Below are 16839 nucleotides of genomic sequence, written 5' to 3' on the forward strand. Positions count from 1 at the left end.
AAAGGACTGAGTCCTGTGCAATACAGAACTCAGTCCTTGGGGTAAACTAAACCGTCCAATATTTGGGGGTCAGTTCAATAAGTAATATTTATACGGCCTTTTTTAATCGTCACGTTCAATACCTTCAATACTTTAAAGACGTTTAAAAATAGCAATCAATGCGCTTGTAAGGTTTTAGTGACTTTTACCACATCAATCGTATGTCCCGTCCAACACTCAAAGCTTAACGCCGCTTGCCCGATAAGCATGCCATAACCATCAGATGTTTGCGCGCCGCGCTCGGCAAAATGCTGTAAAAATGGCAGCTCACGTCCATACATCATATCGTAGGCATAATGGCCGCTGAGCTCGTCGCTAAGTGGTAGCGTATCGCCCGATAAACCAATCGAGGTGGCATTGATGATGATATCAAAATTACCGCTTAGCGCTTCAGTGCTACAAGTTTTAATCTGCTGGTCATTAATGGTTTCACTCGCTGCGCTTAGCTCAGTAACTAAATTTGTCACTTTATTTAATGTACGATTGGCAAGAGTTAGCTCGGCGATACCGGCTTCAATCAATGGCAATATCACCCCACGTGCCGCGCCGCCTGCACCGATAATTGCCACGCGCGCATCCTTTAGCGGCCAGCCTAAGCTTTTGATGTGATTGACCAAACCTTGACCATCGGTATTATCACCATATATCGCCTCGGCTATCGGCGTGCCATTTTTTAGCAGCGCTTTATTTAGCAGCAAGGTATTGACTGCGCCAGCGACCTTGGCGTGCTCAGACAAGCCGCCACGCGCCGCGCAGCAATCATAAGCCACTTGCTTAAAGGGCACGGTCACATTGGCACCAACGCCGCTGCCCTGGAAAAAGGCCTCAATTACCGCAGTAAAACTGGCTGCATCATCGGGGCAATACTGGCGTTGATAGCTAATATTTATACCCACCTGCGCTGCAAATTGCGTATGGATTTCAGGAGATTTACTGTGGGCAATCGGATTGCCAATAACGATAAAATGCTGGGTCATAAAGGGTCCGCTGGCTATAAGGGTTAAAATAGAGGCAAAATTAACAGGTAAGAATTTATCAATAAAAATCTGATAATCCAATTATTCCAATCAATCGCACTTCTCCCGTTCATCATAGGGGATAACGCTATCTTGCACAAATTTGTACTGGGTCAATTAATCGTTCAATTAATGCTTTAATAGATGATATTTTTCCTCGTGAGGTCTTTAACAAATCTGTACTCTGTGGGAGTGTTATCCGTAACGTAAAGGCTAGTCAAGTGTTAAGCAGTTGGGTAAACTAGGGAGCATCAAAATTTCTATTGGCTTTGTGTTTTAATAACTACTACAGTATAAAAAGAAAAGAAAAGACCAGTCGATAACAGAGTATATAAATATAAAAAATATTGTTTATTACCAGCGGCATAGCTGTCCGCTCGTTGATACTATTTTCAGACCTTTATAAAAGTGTGAGTAAATTGCCTATGTTGAAGAATAGCCTACAGACCCTGATGGTCGGTACGATAATGGCAGTTGGCGTGTCTTTGAGCGCCTGTAATAGCAACAAAGAAAGCGATACAGGAGCTGAAGACGTCAGCGCTGAGAGTAGCGAGCAGACCGTCGCTGAAACTTCCAAACCAGAAAATACCAAGGCAAATGCTGACCTCGATGGTGCCACTGCGGCGCAAGGGACACCGGTAAAATACGATGTTGCTTCATGGAGCAAGGGTAAAGTAAAAACCCTCAACGTTGATGAGCTTAGCGCGATAAAGTCAGCATTCGGTAAAGTGGTCAGCACTGATGAAAACAGCTTGGATTATGCCAGTAATCCGGCGTCCAAATATCGCTTTATGCAGAATGATGCACCGTATTTAGACTTGATTGATTCTGAAAAATATCTTGAGCTTGGCTGGTATTTTGCCAATCCGACTGACTCTGATAAAGAAAAAGAGCTCAGTCAAAACCATGCTAAAAAATCTTATCAGCTGGCGCGCCAACTGATGGGTGATGAAGGCGGTAAGCTGGTCGCTGATATGCTCGGTGGTCAAATTATCAAAAATAAAACCATCGGCGGTCAAAAAGTAGAGCTGGCAAAATGCGAGTTTTATAGCTGTATGCTGGTGATTAATAAATCCGCTTCTCAAGCCGCTGATAAATAAGCGGGGCTAGCCTTGATGTCGCCCAATTACTGGATATGCTTGCATCCGCCAAATGCTACGACAGATGCTGCAAATATTGCCATGTCGTTAGACAATCGCGGGCTGGCATACGGTGATGGTTTTTTTACCACCATGGGCGTCATTGATGGGCAGATACTGTGGTTAGACTATCATCAGCAGCGCCTGAACTCGCATGCGACAGCCTTACAATTGCAGCTAGACAGCAACTCACTACTAACAATGTTAAAAATGCATGCCAAGCAATTACAGCAAGGCATGCTAAAACTTATCGTAACGCGCGCTGTGCAAGAAGTTCGTGGTTATGGTTATACACCAAATACTTGCGGCAGTATTTGCGAGATTTGGCTTAAATCCTCGCCAATGAGTATTACCACTGCACAATCGCTGCCTCTTCTTGATGGGCAATTCATCCCGCTACAACCAGCTGCTAGCGCCATTTGTTTGTCCTCTCAGATTGCTTGCTTGCCGCTGCCGCTTGCTGGACTGAAAAGCTTAAATCGTCTGGATAATGTACTGGCAAGTGGCGAGCTGCAAGCTATCAAAGCCAAAGCATTGGAAGACAATATCAAACCAAGCTTCGGCGAAGGTCTGCTACGCGATATGAGCGGACAATGGGTTGAGGGGACGATGAGTAATGTGTTTTATCAATTATCACAATCGCCAGTCGCAAAATCGTCCAATCGTCCACATGCTCAAAGTAACAGCAACTATCTGAGCGCTGGTCAATGGTATACGCCATCTATGGCGCAATCAGGCGTTGCAGGGGTAATGAGGCTAGTAATTATCGATGACTTATCGATTAGCAAAAATCCCGTTATCATTAGGTCGTTACAAGATGAGGATTTGCCCCATTTAAGCCAGCTGTTCTTTTGCAATGCACTGCGCGGTATCATACCAATGACCAGTCTGACTTTATTGTCAGGTGAAGTGGTGGGTTTTGAAGCGATTTAACCGTATTTAAAAATATTAAATTTGGTGTCAATTAAGTCGTCAGGGTACAAAATAATATCTTCATTGCGATAAATATCTCGCGCTTTTAATAGTGCTTCTTGCTCGTTCTCTGCCAACACTTCCACGATGTTACTTAGCGTCTCAATAATTTCTATCTGAAATATTCTCTCTATTTTCTTATCTATTTTTATCATCACTATTCTCAATACACACCTATCAAAGTGTCTTTAGGATTTATATCCGCTAGGTTAGCAAAGGCGCTTAAAAGAAGTGATCGTCTTTTGTTAAGTGGACTTGTGCGCTAAGTAAAATCGATCAATGATCCTGTTTTTGAAAAAGGATAAAATCGCATGCGCCCAATCTATGAAAATAAACGAATTGCACTACAAGTACGTCGATTAATAATATTTAGTGAAATTTGTCTTAAGGCAAAAAAATGCCCTCATGAAAATATCTATTTAAATACTAAATCCCAACTAGCATTTAGCGTTATGTACTTTAAGGACAGTAAAAAATATGTAGCTTACGGCGGAGTTTTTGAATATTCGTATATATTAGATGAAGGTATTAAATATGATTTTGATATTCCTATACATAGTGATTATCCAATGTGTGCCATTACTGTCAAAGGACAGCCCTTTACTAAACCTGCTCGTACACCATTAGGATTACTGACAGATTGGAATAAATATGTACAGAATAAAGTCAGCAACTCATTTGAAGATGACTTAAGTTCTTTATTTCTACTACATGGCGAGTTACAGAAAGACTATCTTCCTCATAGATTTTATGAGGTTTTGTTATCAAGCGCAGATTTACCTCTTTGGGATAACAATCAATCTTAGTATAACTTTCGATAATGCCCACGACCGATAAATTCAATAATGCCTCTATCGCGCAACACTTGTAATTGCTGACGAATTTTATCTTTAACATGGTTGTTTTCGGGATGTTTAAGCTTTAACAAGTCAGCAAACGCATAAACTTGATTGAGAGAGAAATTAGTATCTAGTTTGTCGATACACTGCCAAACATCTAATGTCCAGCCGCGTGAAGTTATGGATTGCGTGCGTAAAAATAAGGTTTTTTTGAATTGCTCAGTGACATTTTCGCGTGGTATGACTTGTTGGTCTTTGACCAAAAATACTTTTCCCAATTCGGGCACTTTACGCAAATCAATATTACAGCCAACCCAGCCGGCGCGTTTAGCAGTGGCTGATAAAGGCTTACGTTTTATAATCATGTCCGGTTTAAAGAACTGTTTGGGAATGATTAAAAAATTATTAACGCTCAATGCTTGGGAGTAAGTTAAAAAGAAAAAGTTAGGATTATTGTCACTATTAACGCGCTCAATCATAGTGTCATAAGCGCCATCATTGATAATATTGCTTAATTTCGCTTTCTTACTTTTTAGCTCATATTCTTCGCTACAATGTGCGCAATAAAAATCAGCGACAGGCTGATTATTAGCAAATTCAACCAACGATTCGGCATTGCAATTAGGGCAATAGCTTTGCTTAGCGACCCAATTCTCACTTAATACTCTAATGATTTGACTTTGTGACTGATAGTTTTTGGCAAGACTTTAATTGAAATTAAGGTTCATAGCCCGTTTTCTTATTAAAGGAAAGATTTAAAGCGATAAATAAGCAATATGAGTATTAAGCCATATAATTTACTCTAAACACCAAGTTAATAGATAAGCTAAGCAAATACCATTGAAAATCGCCCAGTTCAGTGCTAAATTCTAGCAAACTTCTCCTTCGCGAGTGAACATGAGCACCCCAACACCTGAAATACCGCCTGAACGCCCTGATGAGTCGCCAGAAATCGACCATGACGGCGCGTCGGAGCAGCCTGTCGATACGAAATCGCTGGACAAAAAACCTGTTATTAACGACGTTAGCGCAGAGGAAGTGCCGGCGACGGATATCTCGCTCATTAGCGGTAACAACAAACCACGCCACTATAAAGCCGATAACCCCTCGTTCTTTATGCAGCGTGGCTATCAGGTATTATTGGTGCTTGGGCTGATTGCGGCGTTCTTTTTGGTGATGGTTTATCAGACCTTGTTTGGTCGGATTGAGCAGCCAAAGCAAATGGTGACAATTGAGTCGGGTCAGACCTATTATGGGCTATTGCCGCAGTGGCAGCAGCAGATACCGCTGTTTTCTGCCACCATTGCCAAGCTTTATATGAAAACGCAAGTCGATGGTCCATTGCACGCTGGTATTTATCAATTACCAGAAAACCCCACCTTTGCTGAAACGCTACACATACTTGGGCAAGGGGTAAAAGCGTCGATGGTAAAGGTGCAAATTATCGAAGGTAAAACCTCAAAAGACTTGTATCAATCATTACGTGATAATAAAGATATTAAGAAAGAAGTGCTGACCGCGGACAGTACCAATGCCAGTATCGCGCAAGCGTTAGATTTGGTTGGCATATTGCCGGATGCGGTGGTGAATAGTAATAATGCTATCGTCAATCACAATCTTGAAGGCTGGTTTGCGCCTGATACCTATTATTATGGCGAAGGAAGCACGGATAAACAGGTACTAACCGACTTGTATAAACGCCAGCAGCAAGCGTTAACCAAAGCATGGGAGAATCGCGCCCCGAATTTGCCTTATAAGACCCCTTATGAGGCGCTGGTAATGGCGTCAATTATCGAAAAAGAAACCAGCGTGGCAGAAGAGCGTCCTTTGGTATCTGCGGTATTTAATAATCGCTTGAATAAGGGTATGCGTTTGCAAACTGATCCGACCATCATCTATGGTATGGGCAGCCGTTATGAAGGCAATATTCGCCGTAAAGACATCGATGAAAAGACGTCTTATAATACTTATCAAATCGATGGTTTACCACCGACGCCTATAGCCTTGCCGTCAGCAGCCTCTATCGAAGCGACCTTGCATCCTGCCGATAGCGAAGCCTTATACTTTGTGGCGACCGGCAATGGCGGGCACAAATTTACCAGCAGTTTGAATGAACACAATCAAGCGGTAAAAGAATACCTAAGTGTTATGCGTGAGAAAAAATCTCAAACCTCGCCGCCGTAATTTAATCCTCTATATTTTCTTAAAACCTATCGTGTACTGAGCGTTATGCAGTTATATAGCTATTTATATCAATATCCATATAACTGCATAACACTCATCAATGACATAAGGTCATATCATGTCAGCATCCCTACCAGAAAACTCAGCGCAAGAAAAATCAGCGCAAATAAAATCGCCTAAGCATTCGATTAATACAGTGTCCAATCAAGGGCGCTTTATTAGCTTTGAAGGTACCGAAGGCGTCGGCAAAACCACGGCTATCGAGCAATTATGTGCACGTTTGCAGGCAACTGGCATTGATTATCTACGTACCCGTGAGCCGGGTGGTAGTCCATTTGCTGAGTGTTTGCGAGAGATATTGCTAGACCCTGATACCACGATTAATGATGATACTGAGCTGTTATTAATGTTTGCGGCGCGCTGTGATCATATGCAGCAAGTGATTTTGCCAGCGCTACAACGGGGTACTTGGGTAATATGTGACCGCTTTACTGATTCGACCGTTGCCTACCAAGGTTTTGGGCGTGCCCATGGTGATAGTACTGTACGTGCTAAAATCGATATGCTTATCGAGCAATTTGTTGAACAGTTACCAGAGCTGACCTTATGGTTGGATTTACCGGTATTAGAGGGAATGGTACGTGCCAATAAACGCAGCGCCGCTGACCGTTTTGAGCAGCAGGCAACGGATTTTTTTACTCGAGTTCATCAAGGGTTCAGCGTTCTTGCCAGTGAGCAGCCTGAGCGCATCCAGCGTATTGATGCGTCAGGTAGCGCTGAAGAAGTCAGTGAACGTATCTGGCAAACCGTTCAGGAAAAATTTGCGCTAAGCTAATGCTGTTTTAAAGCGAACAGATTAATGCTATTTAGCACTTTCACTATTACCTTAAAGCAATTAAGCAAAAAGCTCCAACTGAGCAGTTGGGGCTTTTATTGTTTATGAAACAAATTTTAAAAAGATAACTCTACTCTTTATCTATATCAATGCTATCGCCGCTAGAGTCAGGTAGACGGTTGGGGTCAAGCGCGCCTTTTTTGGTTTTCGGTGCGCTGCCATTACCATTGGTACTGCTAGAGGTCTTGATTTTCGAAGTTGCCGTCGAATTATCCGACATCACCCCTTTATTCATATCATTAGTAGAATTATCAGCACCAGTAGAGTCAGAATCTGCCGTTTGAATATTTACTTTTTCAGTAGTAGTGTCTGAAACCTCGGTTTTATTAAGCGTATCAGTAACGGTATCGGACTGATTTTCTTGCGCAGTTTTTGCATCAGTGACCTTTGCTACATCGGCCTCTTGAGCATTAGTTAATGCAGCCTCTGGCATAGCAGTGTCATTACTAGCATCCGTAAGCTCTATTTCTTTACGCTTTTCAGGTGCTTTCGAGCTAGACTCAAAGCTCGCATCTGCTGCCGCGCGCGCCTGCTCTTGTTTTGGCGTTACATCGACCGGTTTTGGCTGTACTTCATCATCGACGACCAATGAAATCAGCTTACGATCACGCGGTACCGTGCCATCAAACTTATCGGTAATGACATGTAGCTTGCCTTCTTTATCAACGGTATAAAGCGGCACGAATTGCTTATTATCGGCTTTATATTGCTCAAAGCTATAGCTGTCGGTGATGTTGGTAATTTTGATACGCGCTTTTTTCGACAGCATACTGGCAAGCTTGGTATAAGTGACATCTTTGCCAAATAACCACTGCGAATGGAAGTTGCCTTGTTTATCATCGCGCTCACTTTTGACTTTTTCATCGCTGAACTTAAGGCGATAAAGTTTGCGCTCGCCGAACTCATGACGATAATGAATCTCGGACAAGGTGTTCATCTCTTTGTCCATACTCATGGCAAACAGACGCCCGATACCGATAAGGTCTAAGTGATGGTCAGCATGATCTGAGATGGGGTTGCCAAAGTAGGTGCGCAGACCGCTCATACGAGCTTTGGCGATATTGGTATAGTTATTGTGCGCGACGATGACATCGAAACCTTGATCTTTCAAGGATGTCGCCAACAATAAAGCGATTGGATTGGAGCCAACGACCAAGATACCGTTGGTTTCAGGCTCACGTACGCCCAAGAAATTACCAACCATTTTTGCACCCAAGCCTTGAATCATTACCGTCCCAATAATGACGAGGAAGACCAAGGGTACTAGTAGCTCAACGCCTTGAATATCATATTCTTGCAAACGAATAGCAAATAAGGACGAGATAGCAGCAGCAACGATACCGCGCGGGCCAATCCAGCTAATCATCAGCTTTTCATTGGTTTTTAGATTGGAGCCAATAGACGATGCCCATACTGATAAAGGCCGCGCGACAAACATTACGATTGCCAATAGCACCAGTCCTGCAAAGCCCACACTTAACAAGCTTTCCAGCTCAACACGTGCAGCAAGAATGATAAATAATACCGATACCAATAAAATAGTCAGTGATTCATTAAACTCTAAAATCGTCTCACGCGGGAATTTTGGCCAATTAGCCAATGCTACTCCAAGTACAGTAACGGTTAATAAGCCAGACTCGTGCTCTAAATGGTTTGAGATAGAAAACAGCAGCAGCACAAAAGCAAGGGTAAAGACATTGCGTAAAAACTCAGGAATCATATGGCGGCGCATTAAAAACGCTAAAGCCCATGCGCCCGCTAAGCCCATTGCTACTGCCAATACTACAATTTTGGCAAACAGCAAGATACTACTGGCTTCACCGCCTGAGATGATATATTCATAGACCAATACCACCGCAATAGCGCCGATAGGGTCGATGATAATGCCTTCCCATTTCAAAATGTTAGAAATGGTTTTATTGGGACGCACGCTGCGCAGTAACGGCATAATGACTGTAGGCCCAGTCACACAGACCAAGGCACCGAATAGCAAAGCAATCAAAGGGTCGACATCAAACAACAGGTAAGTTGATAGCGCCACAATGGCAATGGTGATAAGCACGCCGACCGATACCAGCATCTGTACCACAGAGCCGTGTTGCTTAATCTCATCAAACTCTAAAGTCAACGAGCCTTCAAATAAAATAATCGCCACGCCAAGCGAGATAAAAGGGAACATCAGCTCGCCAAGTACCAAGTCTGGGTCAAAAACTCCCAATATCGGGCCAACAATAATGCCAATCAGTAATAAAAACAAAATGGACGGTTGCTTTAAATACCAAGCCAACCATTGGGCGGCAATACCAAGCCCAACCACGCCGGATAACAATAGGGCGGTATCCATAAATTAATCCTTTTAAAATCTTGTTATATTTTATATCTATAAAGGTGCGCGCCACATGCTAAAGATGCTGCTGCTATTATTAAATATTTATTAATAACATCAATAACATCAATCACATCAATCACAGCATCACACAAAGTATGAGCCATAGCATTGCTCAAAATAAATTGAGATATGATATATACGATATCGTAGTAAAGACAAAAGCTTTCCTAGACCCATAAGCATGATCTAAAACGCAAAAGATGAAAAATAAGGTGATGATCGCCAGTCTGATAAAATAACGACCTACAAAAATTAACTTTTGTTTGTGATATAAATGATTTGGCTTGTTATCATAACACGGTTTTATTTTATGTATTTCGAGGCTCTTTTTCTGAGCGCTCTGAGCGGCTTTACTATTTGATTATAGAGTTTGTCAAAGAAGCTGGGGAAATATAGTGTCAATAAGGTGAGCTTGCGTTATTTGTTAGCATTGTATAAACAGTACAATAAGAGAGCAGATTTATTGACTATATAAAAATTGCTAGCTAATAGCAGTATTCAAAGAGCCGGTTGAATGGATAGCATTTTGTCGTAAATAATAGAAAAGATAAAGTTTTACACCATAAGTCCAAAATCGACTGTAAACTAACAAGCATTATTCTTTGCAAGTTTGTATTATTAAAAACTCATGATAAAGCTTGTGATAAAAGCAGGCAGTAAATTTGTATTCCAAAAATCTAAAGACGATTTTTTTAGAGCTCATCGAATCAGCAAACTGCGCAACAGTAATTAGAGTTTATTTTTTTAGTGAAATAAAATAAATTGATAACATACGCCAAAATTATGCTTAATAACGATCTTATCTTAACCGTTGATAACAATTAGTTTATAACGACTATAAGACCCATTATATGGAGGATAACATGCCTAAAAATATGCCTATCAATATGTCTAAACCGAATACACGCAATTTGAGCCGTTGGTTAAAACAGAGCACGTTGGCAATTGCCGTTGCGACGGCTATGGTTGCTGGTATCAATATAGCGGCCGTACCAAGCGCTGAAGCGGCCGTTACTACTGCAGATTTTTCTGGTCTGGTTCAACAAGTCACCCCAGCGGTAGCGCGGGTAAACGTCACCAAAACCGTCAGTGAGGCCGAGCTTGCCAAAGCGCAAACCGCTGAGCTGTTGCGTAAATTCTTTGGCGATCGCTTGCGCATTCCTGACCAAGCGGCGACACCAGCGATTGAGCATGCTTATGGCACCGCATTTTTTGTCACGTCTGATGGTTATATGCTGACCAACCATCATGTGGTGGCGGGTGCGGACAAAATTACTGTGACACTTAATGATAGAACGGAGCTTGATGCGACTTTAGTGGGCAGTGATGAGCGCTCAGATGTGGCAGTATTAAAAGTTACGGGTCGTCAGTTCCCAGCGCTGCCAATAGGCGACTCTAATGCGTTAAAAGTAGGCGAACCCGTACTAGCAATTGGCTCACCGTTTGGTTTTGATTATTCCGCATCAGCGGGTATTGTTAGTGCCAAGTCGCGTAATTTTTCGCGTGAAACCAGCGTGCCCTTTATCCAAACCGACGTGGCATTGAACCCTGGAAACTCAGGTGGTCCGTTATTTAATCAGCGCGGCGAAGTGATTGGTATTAACTCGCGTATTTTTAGTGGTACGGGCGGCTATATGGGGCTGTCATTCTCCATCCCGATTGATGCGGCGATGGATATTTATGAGCAGCTGAAAAATAATGGTGAGGTTGCGCGCGCCTATTTGGGTATTTTTCCACAAGATATCGACCGTAATTTAGCCGAAGCTTATAACTTAGCGCGACCACAAGGGGCGTTATTAACGCGCGTTTCACCAGATTCACCCGCGCAAAAAGCAGGGCTAAAATCAGGTGACATCATTTTAAAATACAATGATATCCAAATTATGGAAGCCTCAGATTTATTAAACCTCATTAATCGGGCACGCCCCAATGATACCTTTCGCGTCCAAATTCAACGCGATGGTAAGCAATCTATCGTAAGCGGCAAGCTCAGTAACGCCTCTAACGATATGCAGTCGCAAAATTCTGCTCAGCAGGGTAGTGGCATGAGCTTAGGGCTCGCGCTGCGTAACTTAACGCCCGAGGAGCAAATAGAGCTGGCGTCTGATAATAAGACGGGTGTATTAGTCACTGCTATTGAGCCAACAGGACTAGCGGCACGCTCAGGTATACTGGCTGGCGACGTTATCACCAATCTACATCAAAAGCCTATTAAAACAGTCAACGATTTTTCTAGTGCCGTTTCATTATTACCCAAAAAAGGGGTAGTGACGCTAGAGATGATGCGTCAAGGTATTCCGGGTATTATTGGTTTGCGGATTGAGTAGTAAGTAGACAATAGAAAATCGAGGCTATTCATAATAGAATGATAATCTGCTTGTAGCGTCCAACAACTGATGTATTGACGATTCGTTAAAAATTTAGAAAAGGTTTTAGCGGTAATCCGTAATTACGCTACACTAACTGTTTAGTTTTTCGGCTAGGTCGTAAGGTTAAATAAAGTAGCGTTTATGATAGCAATTCGATGGACGATTTTTTGCTGTATAAAGGAATTATGGGTTAATTGATTGATAGCGATGAAGCCAAAATATGCTACACTAACAGGCGTTTTTATGGCTTACTATCATCAGATTGATAGTAAGCAAAAATAGCGTTTAAGACGTTATGATAATTAACAAAGACTAACATCAAGCAAGGTATTGCCCTTTACGTTATTTTTATTAAACGTTAAGCTTTTAGGCACACTTGCACACGACTTATCATGTGATAGCTTTAATAAAAGCTAGGATAATACAGTAAGGCACGGTTATGAGCACAGCATACGACGAGATTAAAACCCGACTACAAGGCTCAATGGTAGCCTTGGTAACGCCCATGCATCCTGACGGCACGGTCGATTATAAACGTCTGGCAGACCTCATAGATTGGCAGATTGAGCAGGGCACACATTGCCTCGTCGCGGTCGGCACCACTGGCGAGTCAGCGACTTTGTCAATGCAAGAGCACAGCGATGTGATTCGCTATTTTGTCCAGCATGTCAAAGGTCGCGTGCCTGTGATTGCAGGTACTGGCGCCAATAACACGATGGAAGCTATTAAGCTGACTCAAGATGCGGCGGATGCGGGTGCAGACTGTGCGCTATTGGTTGCCCCTTATTATAATAAGCCGCCACAAGAAGGCTTATTTCAGCATTATAAAGCCATCGCTGAAGCGGTAAAAATACCGCAAATGCTTTATAACGTACCGGGTCGTACCGTTGTTGATATCGCTCAAGAAACGGTTGAACGCCTCGCTGATATTAATAATATTGTTGCTATTAAAGACGCCACCGGTTCTACGATTCGCGGCGAGCAACTCATCAAAGCGGTCGGTGACAGAATGGTTGTGCTATCTGGTGATGATGGTAGCGCCCTTGAATTGATGAAACTGGGTGGTAGAGGCAATATTTCAGTGACTGCTAATGTTGCCCCAAAAGCCATGAGCGAAACCTTTAGTGCTGGGCTGCGTGGTGATTTTGACGCCGCTAATAAAGTCCATGATGTGGTAAAGCACTTACACCGTGACTTATTTATCGAATCAAGTCCTATCCCTGCCAAATATGCGCTACATAAAATGGGCATGATAGACACAGGTATTCGTCTGCCATTGGTATGGTTGGCTGAAAAGCATCATGCAACGATTGATGAAGCCTTGATTCGTGCAAACTTACTTTAGATTTTTTTAAATTTAATAAAAATGCCGCTTATAGCCGCTATATAGGTTTTTGGCTATTAAGTGAAAAGCTTTAGACATGGTAAAGCTATAAGCGCATTGCTTACATACGCACCAAATAAGCAATAACTGCTAACTCAGAGAGATAATATGATGACAGTATCATCAAGCCCTGCAAAGATATTTCCAACGCTACTAACGGTAGTTTTGGGTAGTACGTTGGTATTGAGTGGTTGCCAAGCGACAAAAGGCGTTTTTGGTAAGCGCGATAACGGTAGTCTTGAATATCAGCAAAGCAAAAAACTGGCGCCATTAGAGTTGCCAGCGGCGCAAGAGACAGCGCCATTTGTGCCGTTATATCCAACGCCTAATGCAGGTGCAAATACCTTGAAGTTAGAGAATGAGTCGGGTAAGCAATATCAATTACCTAAACCTCAGCGTGCTGTTGCGGTCACCCAAGTAGCAGAATAAAGCCTTTTTTATCCCTATCTGTACCGCTGGTTTTGTATTATGGTCAAATATATTTTATTGATACCTTAATACAAAGCGCTTAGCGGTCACTGCGCGTTTTTACCACATAAGCTTGAACGAACAGGAACTCTCCTCATGCAAAAGCAACAACTGCTGTATAAAGGCAAAGCCAAATCTGTTTATGAAACAGAAGACAATGATCTGCTGATTTTACACTTCCGTGATGATACCTCAGCGCTTGATGGCAAGCGTATCGAACAGCTCGCCCGTAAAGGTGTGGTTAACAACCGCTTTAACGCCTTTATCATGCAAAAGCTGGCTGACGCTGGTATCGAAACCCATTTTGAAAAGCAATTGTCAGATGACGAAGTACTGGTTAAGCGCTTAGAGATGATTCCAGTCGAATGTGTGGTACGTAATTTCGCCGCAGGCAGTTTGGTACGTCGTCTAGGCTTAGAAGAGGGGCAAACATTAACGCCGCCTACCTATGAGCTGTTCTACAAAGACGATGCTTTGGGTGATCCGATGGTTAATGAATCAATCTCTATCTCTCTTGATTGGGCTAATGAAGCACAATTGGCGAAAATGAAAGAGTTGAGCCATCAAGTAAATGAAGTATTAAAAACCCTGTTTGATGCAGGGGATTTGATACTGGTAGATTTTAAACTTGAGTTCGGCGTATTCCATGACCGTATCGTCTTAGGCGATGAGTTCTCGCCTGATGGTTGCCGTATCTGGGACAAAGCTACCAAGAAAAAGCTCGATAAAGACCGTTTCCGTCAGTCATTGGGTGATGTGATTGAAGGGTATGAAGAAGTGGCAAAACGTATTGGTGTACCATTAAGCTAGACATATCGAATATTTAATACAATAAAAAACTGAGCCCTGAGCTCAGTTTTTTATTGTCGATAAACATATTATTTATCTTTACGCGCTTCTTTAATTTTTTTCGCTGCCAGCTCCATTGCATCTGCGGCTTTATCAGCTAATGAGCCGACCACTTCTTTAGCTTTAGTCGTCGCAGTGTCTTTTAAAGAGGATTCCTTGTCGTCTTTAGATTTAGAGTCATCATCTTTACTGTTTTTATTTTTCTTGTCAGAGTCGTCTTTGTCTTTACTATTTTCTTTGTCAGATGATTTATTGTCTTTATTACTATCTTTATCTGACGTTTTATCATCTTTGCTGTGATTAGTATTGTCATTACTAGATGATTTGTCGTCTTTGCTATCTTTACTTTGTGACTGATTATTCTGCTTATCGTTTTTGCTATTATCGTCTGTTTTAGCGTTATTAGCTTTTGAATCATCAGTAGCATTCTTGTCATTATCTTTTACTGCTGCGTTTTGATCCGAGTCCTTTTCATTCTTATTGCTATCGTTATTGTGCTGCTTGTTGTTATTCGCATTAGAGTTACTCATTGTTATATCCTTTTGATTATGCATTTTAGTATTTTAATATTAGATGTTTTTAATATTGAATAGCCAGATTTAAGCTTACTATTAGAATAAGTTAACTGTCTGTATAGCATCAGTTGCAATAGGTAATAGCGTCTATCGCTAGACATCATTAGATAGACTTTTATGTTAACTTTATATACTGCATATAAAGATGTCGTTATAAATAAAATAAAAAGGTCATCATTGATGTTAACGCCTAAACTACCCGAGCGCCCATCCACCATTTTAGAACCAGTATGGTTTAGCCGTCCAACTTGCGTGGTCGCGGCTGATTTAATTGGCAAAATTTTATGCCGACAGCTAACTGATAGCGACGGTAAGCAAAAAACTCTGCGCATGCGTATCTCAGAAACCGAAGCTTATATTGGCGAAGGTGATGCCGCTTGTCATGCTCATGCCGGTACTCGAACTGCTCGTACTGAGGTTATGTATAGCCAAGGCGGGGTGTTTTATGTCTATTTGACCTATGGTATCCATCATATGCTCAATTTGGTGAGCGGATCGGCAGAGTCGCCAGAAGCGGTATTGATACGAGCAGGATTTTTAACAGACGATAGCGAGCGTTTAATCGATGAGCAGTTACTTAGCACAGATAAGCAGCTTAACCATTCCAAGCAGTTTGCCGGCCCTGGTAAGTTGACCAAAAATTTGAAAATCGACCGTGAGTTATACGGCAAACCCATTTCGCCTGCCTCAGGAGTTTGGATTGAAGACGATGGCTGTCAGCCGCCAGTATCACTACGTCCACGTATTGGCATTGATTATGCGGGCGAAGCCAAAGATTGGTTGTTACGCTATATCTGGACCAACCACCCTTCATTATCCAAAAAATAGTAAATCTATACTTTATAGCAATTTTCTTAAATAGGCTTGATAGGATTAATTCATGTATAAATTGACAGTTTTTATTCCAGATGCAGCGTTAGAGCAGGTAAAGAGCGCTTTATTTGCGGCAGGTGCAGGAACGATTGGTAACTATGAACAATGCTGCTGGCAAGTGCAGGGCAGCGGTCAGTTTATGCCACTGGCAGGCAGTCAGCCAAATATTGGGGCGCAGGATACGCTCGAAAGCGTTGAAGAATGGCGGGTAGAAATGGTGGTGGCTACCGCTCACATTAAGCAGGTGATTGAAGCATTAAAGCAGGCGCATCCTTATGAGACGCCCGCCTATGACGTGATTGAAGTACTAGATTTTTAATATCTTGAATTTGTTATCAGAAACTATCAATCTTCTTTGATTTTAATCACGTTATAGCTCGGATAGCCAAGCTCGATTTTGTAGTCTTTACTACCGCGTCGGGCTTTTACTTTTATTTTACTGTCGCCTTTTTTATATTTGACGTCTTTGACCCGATAACCCATATTATTGACTTTATTAGCGGCGCGTTGTTCGATAGCAGGCTGATAAGGCTCTTTATCAATAGACTTGATAGTCTTCTTATGTTTCTTGTAGACCTTGGTATCTTTATAAATGTCTTCGTAAAGGTCGCCGTATGCATTATAGCCAGGTGCGGTGACACAGCCAGTCGTTATGGTCAGTAACGCTGCAATGACGCTGGTCGCAGCGATGGTCTTTAAGAAAGTATGTTTTTTTCATAATATCCTCTTATGATGTTAAAAGCATCGGCAACTATGCCATACAAAATCGTGCTATAAAAAATGGTCAAATAAACCAAGGGCTGGCGTATTTGACCATAGGCATCAAGTAATCAACGATGCCGAAAATC

At 42.1% G+C, this 16839-nt stretch carries 18 protein-coding genes and 1 pseudogene; 11 read left to right on the forward strand and 8 right to left on the reverse strand.

Translation table 11 applies throughout. The features are described from left to right. Positions 1-155: 155 nt before the first annotated feature. Complete coding sequence (aroE, locus tag AC2FA3_RS08435; protein ID WP_490509182.1) at positions 156-1016, reverse strand: shikimate dehydrogenase; 861 nt, start codon at positions 1014-1016, stop codon at positions 156-158. Between the two features lie 464 nt (positions 1017-1480). On the opposite strand from aroE, the gene AC2FA3_RS08440 reads away from it, so the two are divergent. Together AC2FA3_RS08440 and AC2FA3_RS08445 are read left to right on the forward strand one after the other, a co-directional pair. Further along, on the forward strand, positions 1481-2155 hold the full coding sequence (locus tag AC2FA3_RS08440; RefSeq protein WP_490509183.1) for a hypothetical protein: 675 nt from the start codon (positions 1481-1483) through the stop codon (positions 2153-2155). Between the two features lie 15 nt (positions 2156-2170). Next, on the forward strand, positions 2171-3127 hold the full coding sequence (locus tag AC2FA3_RS08445; RefSeq protein WP_490509184.1) for an aminotransferase class IV: 957 nt from the start codon (positions 2171-2173) through the stop codon (positions 3125-3127). Here AC2FA3_RS08445 and AC2FA3_RS08450 read toward each other — a convergent pair. Further along, the gene (locus tag AC2FA3_RS08450; RefSeq protein WP_490509185.1) at positions 3124-3321 is read right to left on the reverse strand and encodes a DpnD/PcfM family protein; all 198 of its coding nucleotides are present in this window, start codon (positions 3319-3321) and stop codon (positions 3124-3126) included. The two genes, AC2FA3_RS08445 and AC2FA3_RS08450, sit on opposite strands and share 4 nt — an antisense overlap. A 156-nt stretch (positions 3322-3477) precedes the next feature. On the opposite strand from AC2FA3_RS08450, the gene AC2FA3_RS08455 reads away from it, so the two are divergent. Beyond that, positions 3478-3972, forward strand: coding sequence for a hypothetical protein (locus tag AC2FA3_RS08455; RefSeq protein ID WP_490509186.1), 495 nt, complete (start codon positions 3478-3480; stop codon positions 3970-3972). Here the strand turns inward: AC2FA3_RS08455 and AC2FA3_RS08460 are convergent. Together AC2FA3_RS08460 and AC2FA3_RS08465 are read right to left on the reverse strand one after the other, a co-directional pair. Continuing rightward, the gene (locus AC2FA3_RS08460) at positions 3969-4187 is read right to left on the reverse strand and encodes a hypothetical protein (protein WP_490509278.1); all 219 of its coding nucleotides are present in this window, start codon (positions 4185-4187) and stop codon (positions 3969-3971) included. The two genes, AC2FA3_RS08455 and AC2FA3_RS08460, sit on opposite strands and share 4 nt — an antisense overlap. A 15-nt stretch (positions 4188-4202) precedes the next feature. Further along, positions 4203-4697: pseudogene (locus AC2FA3_RS08465) on the reverse strand (DpnI domain-containing protein); the annotation flags it as partial. Positions 4698-4902: 205 nt separating this feature from the next. Here AC2FA3_RS08465 and mltG point away from each other — a divergent pair. Then, on the forward strand, positions 4903-6189 hold the full coding sequence (gene mltG / locus AC2FA3_RS08470) for an endolytic transglycosylase MltG (RefSeq protein WP_490509187.1): 1287 nt from the start codon (positions 4903-4905) through the stop codon (positions 6187-6189). A gap of 118 nt (positions 6190-6307) precedes the next feature. Then, a complete protein-coding gene (gene tmk / locus AC2FA3_RS08475; protein WP_490509188.1) occupies positions 6308-7024 on the forward strand; it encodes a dTMP kinase in 717 nt (238 codons plus the stop codon). 130 nt (positions 7025-7154) lie between these two features. Here tmk and AC2FA3_RS08480 read toward each other — a convergent pair whose 3' ends face one another. Both AC2FA3_RS08480 and AC2FA3_RS08485 read right to left on the reverse strand, forming a co-directional pair. After that, on the reverse strand, positions 7155-9428 hold the full coding sequence (locus AC2FA3_RS08480) for a cation:proton antiporter (protein WP_490509189.1): 2274 nt from the start codon (positions 9426-9428) through the stop codon (positions 7155-7157). Positions 9429-9451: 23 nt separating this feature from the next. Then, positions 9452-9577 carry a hypothetical protein gene (locus AC2FA3_RS08485; protein WP_490509190.1) on the reverse strand — a complete coding sequence of 42 codons (126 nt, stop codon included), beginning with the start codon at positions 9575-9577 and terminating at the stop codon, positions 9452-9454. Between the two features lie 759 nt (positions 9578-10336). Between AC2FA3_RS08485 and AC2FA3_RS08490 the strand changes: the two genes are divergently transcribed. From AC2FA3_RS08490 to purC, 4 genes are all read left to right on the forward strand, one after another. After that, positions 10337-11800, forward strand: a complete 1464-nt coding sequence (locus tag AC2FA3_RS08490; protein ID WP_490509191.1) for a Do family serine endopeptidase — start codon at positions 10337-10339, stop codon at positions 11798-11800. A 481-nt stretch (positions 11801-12281) separates the two neighbouring features. After that, a complete protein-coding gene (gene dapA / locus AC2FA3_RS08495; RefSeq protein ID WP_490509192.1) occupies positions 12282-13187 on the forward strand; it encodes a 4-hydroxy-tetrahydrodipicolinate synthase in 906 nt (301 codons plus the stop codon). A 147-nt stretch (positions 13188-13334) separates the two neighbouring features. Beyond that, a complete protein-coding gene (locus AC2FA3_RS08500; RefSeq protein ID WP_490509193.1) occupies positions 13335-13655 on the forward strand; it encodes a hypothetical protein in 321 nt (106 codons plus the stop codon). A 135-nt stretch (positions 13656-13790) separates the two neighbouring features. Continuing rightward, positions 13791-14504 (forward strand): phosphoribosylaminoimidazolesuccinocarboxamide synthase, encoded by a 714-nt coding sequence (gene purC, locus AC2FA3_RS08505; RefSeq protein WP_490509194.1) that lies wholly within the window; start codon positions 13791-13793, stop codon positions 14502-14504. 68 nt (positions 14505-14572) lie between these two features. On the opposite strand, the gene AC2FA3_RS08510 is transcribed toward purC, so the two are convergent. After that, positions 14573-15073 (reverse strand): hypothetical protein, encoded by a 501-nt coding sequence (locus AC2FA3_RS08510; protein ID WP_490509195.1) that lies wholly within the window; start codon positions 15071-15073, stop codon positions 14573-14575. Between the two features lie 225 nt (positions 15074-15298). Between AC2FA3_RS08510 and AC2FA3_RS08515 the strand changes: the two genes are divergently transcribed. Both AC2FA3_RS08515 and AC2FA3_RS08520 read left to right on the forward strand, forming a co-directional pair. Further along, the gene (locus AC2FA3_RS08515; protein WP_490509196.1) at positions 15299-15946 is read left to right on the forward strand and encodes a DNA-3-methyladenine glycosylase; all 648 of its coding nucleotides are present in this window, start codon (positions 15299-15301) and stop codon (positions 15944-15946) included. Between the two features lie 52 nt (positions 15947-15998). Then, complete coding sequence (locus AC2FA3_RS08520; RefSeq protein ID WP_490509197.1) at positions 15999-16310, forward strand: hypothetical protein; 312 nt, start codon at positions 15999-16001, stop codon at positions 16308-16310. Between the two features lie 26 nt (positions 16311-16336). On the opposite strand, the gene AC2FA3_RS08525 is transcribed toward AC2FA3_RS08520, so the two are convergent. Next, on the reverse strand, positions 16337-16474 hold the full coding sequence (locus tag AC2FA3_RS08525; RefSeq protein ID WP_490509198.1) for a hypothetical protein: 138 nt from the start codon (positions 16472-16474) through the stop codon (positions 16337-16339). Positions 16475-16839: the final 365 nt, after the last annotated feature.

It is taken from the genome of Janibacter sp. CoH_79_TC_3, assembly GCF_058197955.1.

Bases quoted from the DNA above. Each gene is read 5' to 3' on its own strand.
- aroE (WP_490509182.1), bottom strand. From the start codon at position 1,016: ATGACCCAGCATTTTATCGTTATTGGCAATCCGATTGCCCACAGTAAA.
- AC2FA3_RS08440 (WP_490509183.1), top strand. From the start codon at position 1,481: ATGTTGAAGAATAGCCTACAGACCCTGATGGTCGGTACGATAATGGCA.
- AC2FA3_RS08445 (WP_490509184.1), top strand. From the start codon at position 2,171: ATGTCGCCCAATTACTGGATATGCTTGCATCCGCCAAATGCTACGACA.
- AC2FA3_RS08450 (WP_490509185.1), bottom strand. From the start codon at position 3,321: ATGATAAAAATAGATAAGAAAATAGAGAGAATATTTCAGATAGAAATT.
- AC2FA3_RS08455 (WP_490509186.1), top strand. From the start codon at position 3,478: ATGCGCCCAATCTATGAAAATAAACGAATTGCACTACAAGTACGTCGA.
- mltG (WP_490509187.1), top strand. From the start codon at position 4,903: ATGAGCACCCCAACACCTGAAATACCGCCTGAACGCCCTGATGAGTCG.
- tmk (WP_490509188.1), top strand. From the start codon at position 6,308: ATGTCAGCATCCCTACCAGAAAACTCAGCGCAAGAAAAATCAGCGCAA.
- AC2FA3_RS08480 (WP_490509189.1), bottom strand. From the start codon at position 9,428: ATGGATACCGCCCTATTGTTATCCGGCGTGGTTGGGCTTGGTATTGCC.
- AC2FA3_RS08485 (WP_490509190.1), bottom strand. From the start codon at position 9,577: ATGGCTCATACTTTGTGTGATGCTGTGATTGATGTGATTGATGTTATT.
- AC2FA3_RS08490 (WP_490509191.1), top strand. From the start codon at position 10,337: ATGCCTAAAAATATGCCTATCAATATGTCTAAACCGAATACACGCAAT.
- dapA (WP_490509192.1), top strand. From the start codon at position 12,282: ATGAGCACAGCATACGACGAGATTAAAACCCGACTACAAGGCTCAATG.
- AC2FA3_RS08500 (WP_490509193.1), top strand. From the start codon at position 13,335: ATGATGACAGTATCATCAAGCCCTGCAAAGATATTTCCAACGCTACTA.
- purC (WP_490509194.1), top strand. From the start codon at position 13,791: ATGCAAAAGCAACAACTGCTGTATAAAGGCAAAGCCAAATCTGTTTAT.
- AC2FA3_RS08510 (WP_490509195.1), bottom strand. From the start codon at position 15,073: ATGAGTAACTCTAATGCGAATAACAACAAGCAGCACAATAACGATAGC.
- AC2FA3_RS08515 (WP_490509196.1), top strand. From the start codon at position 15,299: ATGTTAACGCCTAAACTACCCGAGCGCCCATCCACCATTTTAGAACCA.
- AC2FA3_RS08520 (WP_490509197.1), top strand. From the start codon at position 15,999: ATGTATAAATTGACAGTTTTTATTCCAGATGCAGCGTTAGAGCAGGTA.
- AC2FA3_RS08525 (WP_490509198.1), bottom strand. From the start codon at position 16,474: ATGGGTTATCGGGTCAAAGACGTCAAATATAAAAAAGGCGACAGTAAA.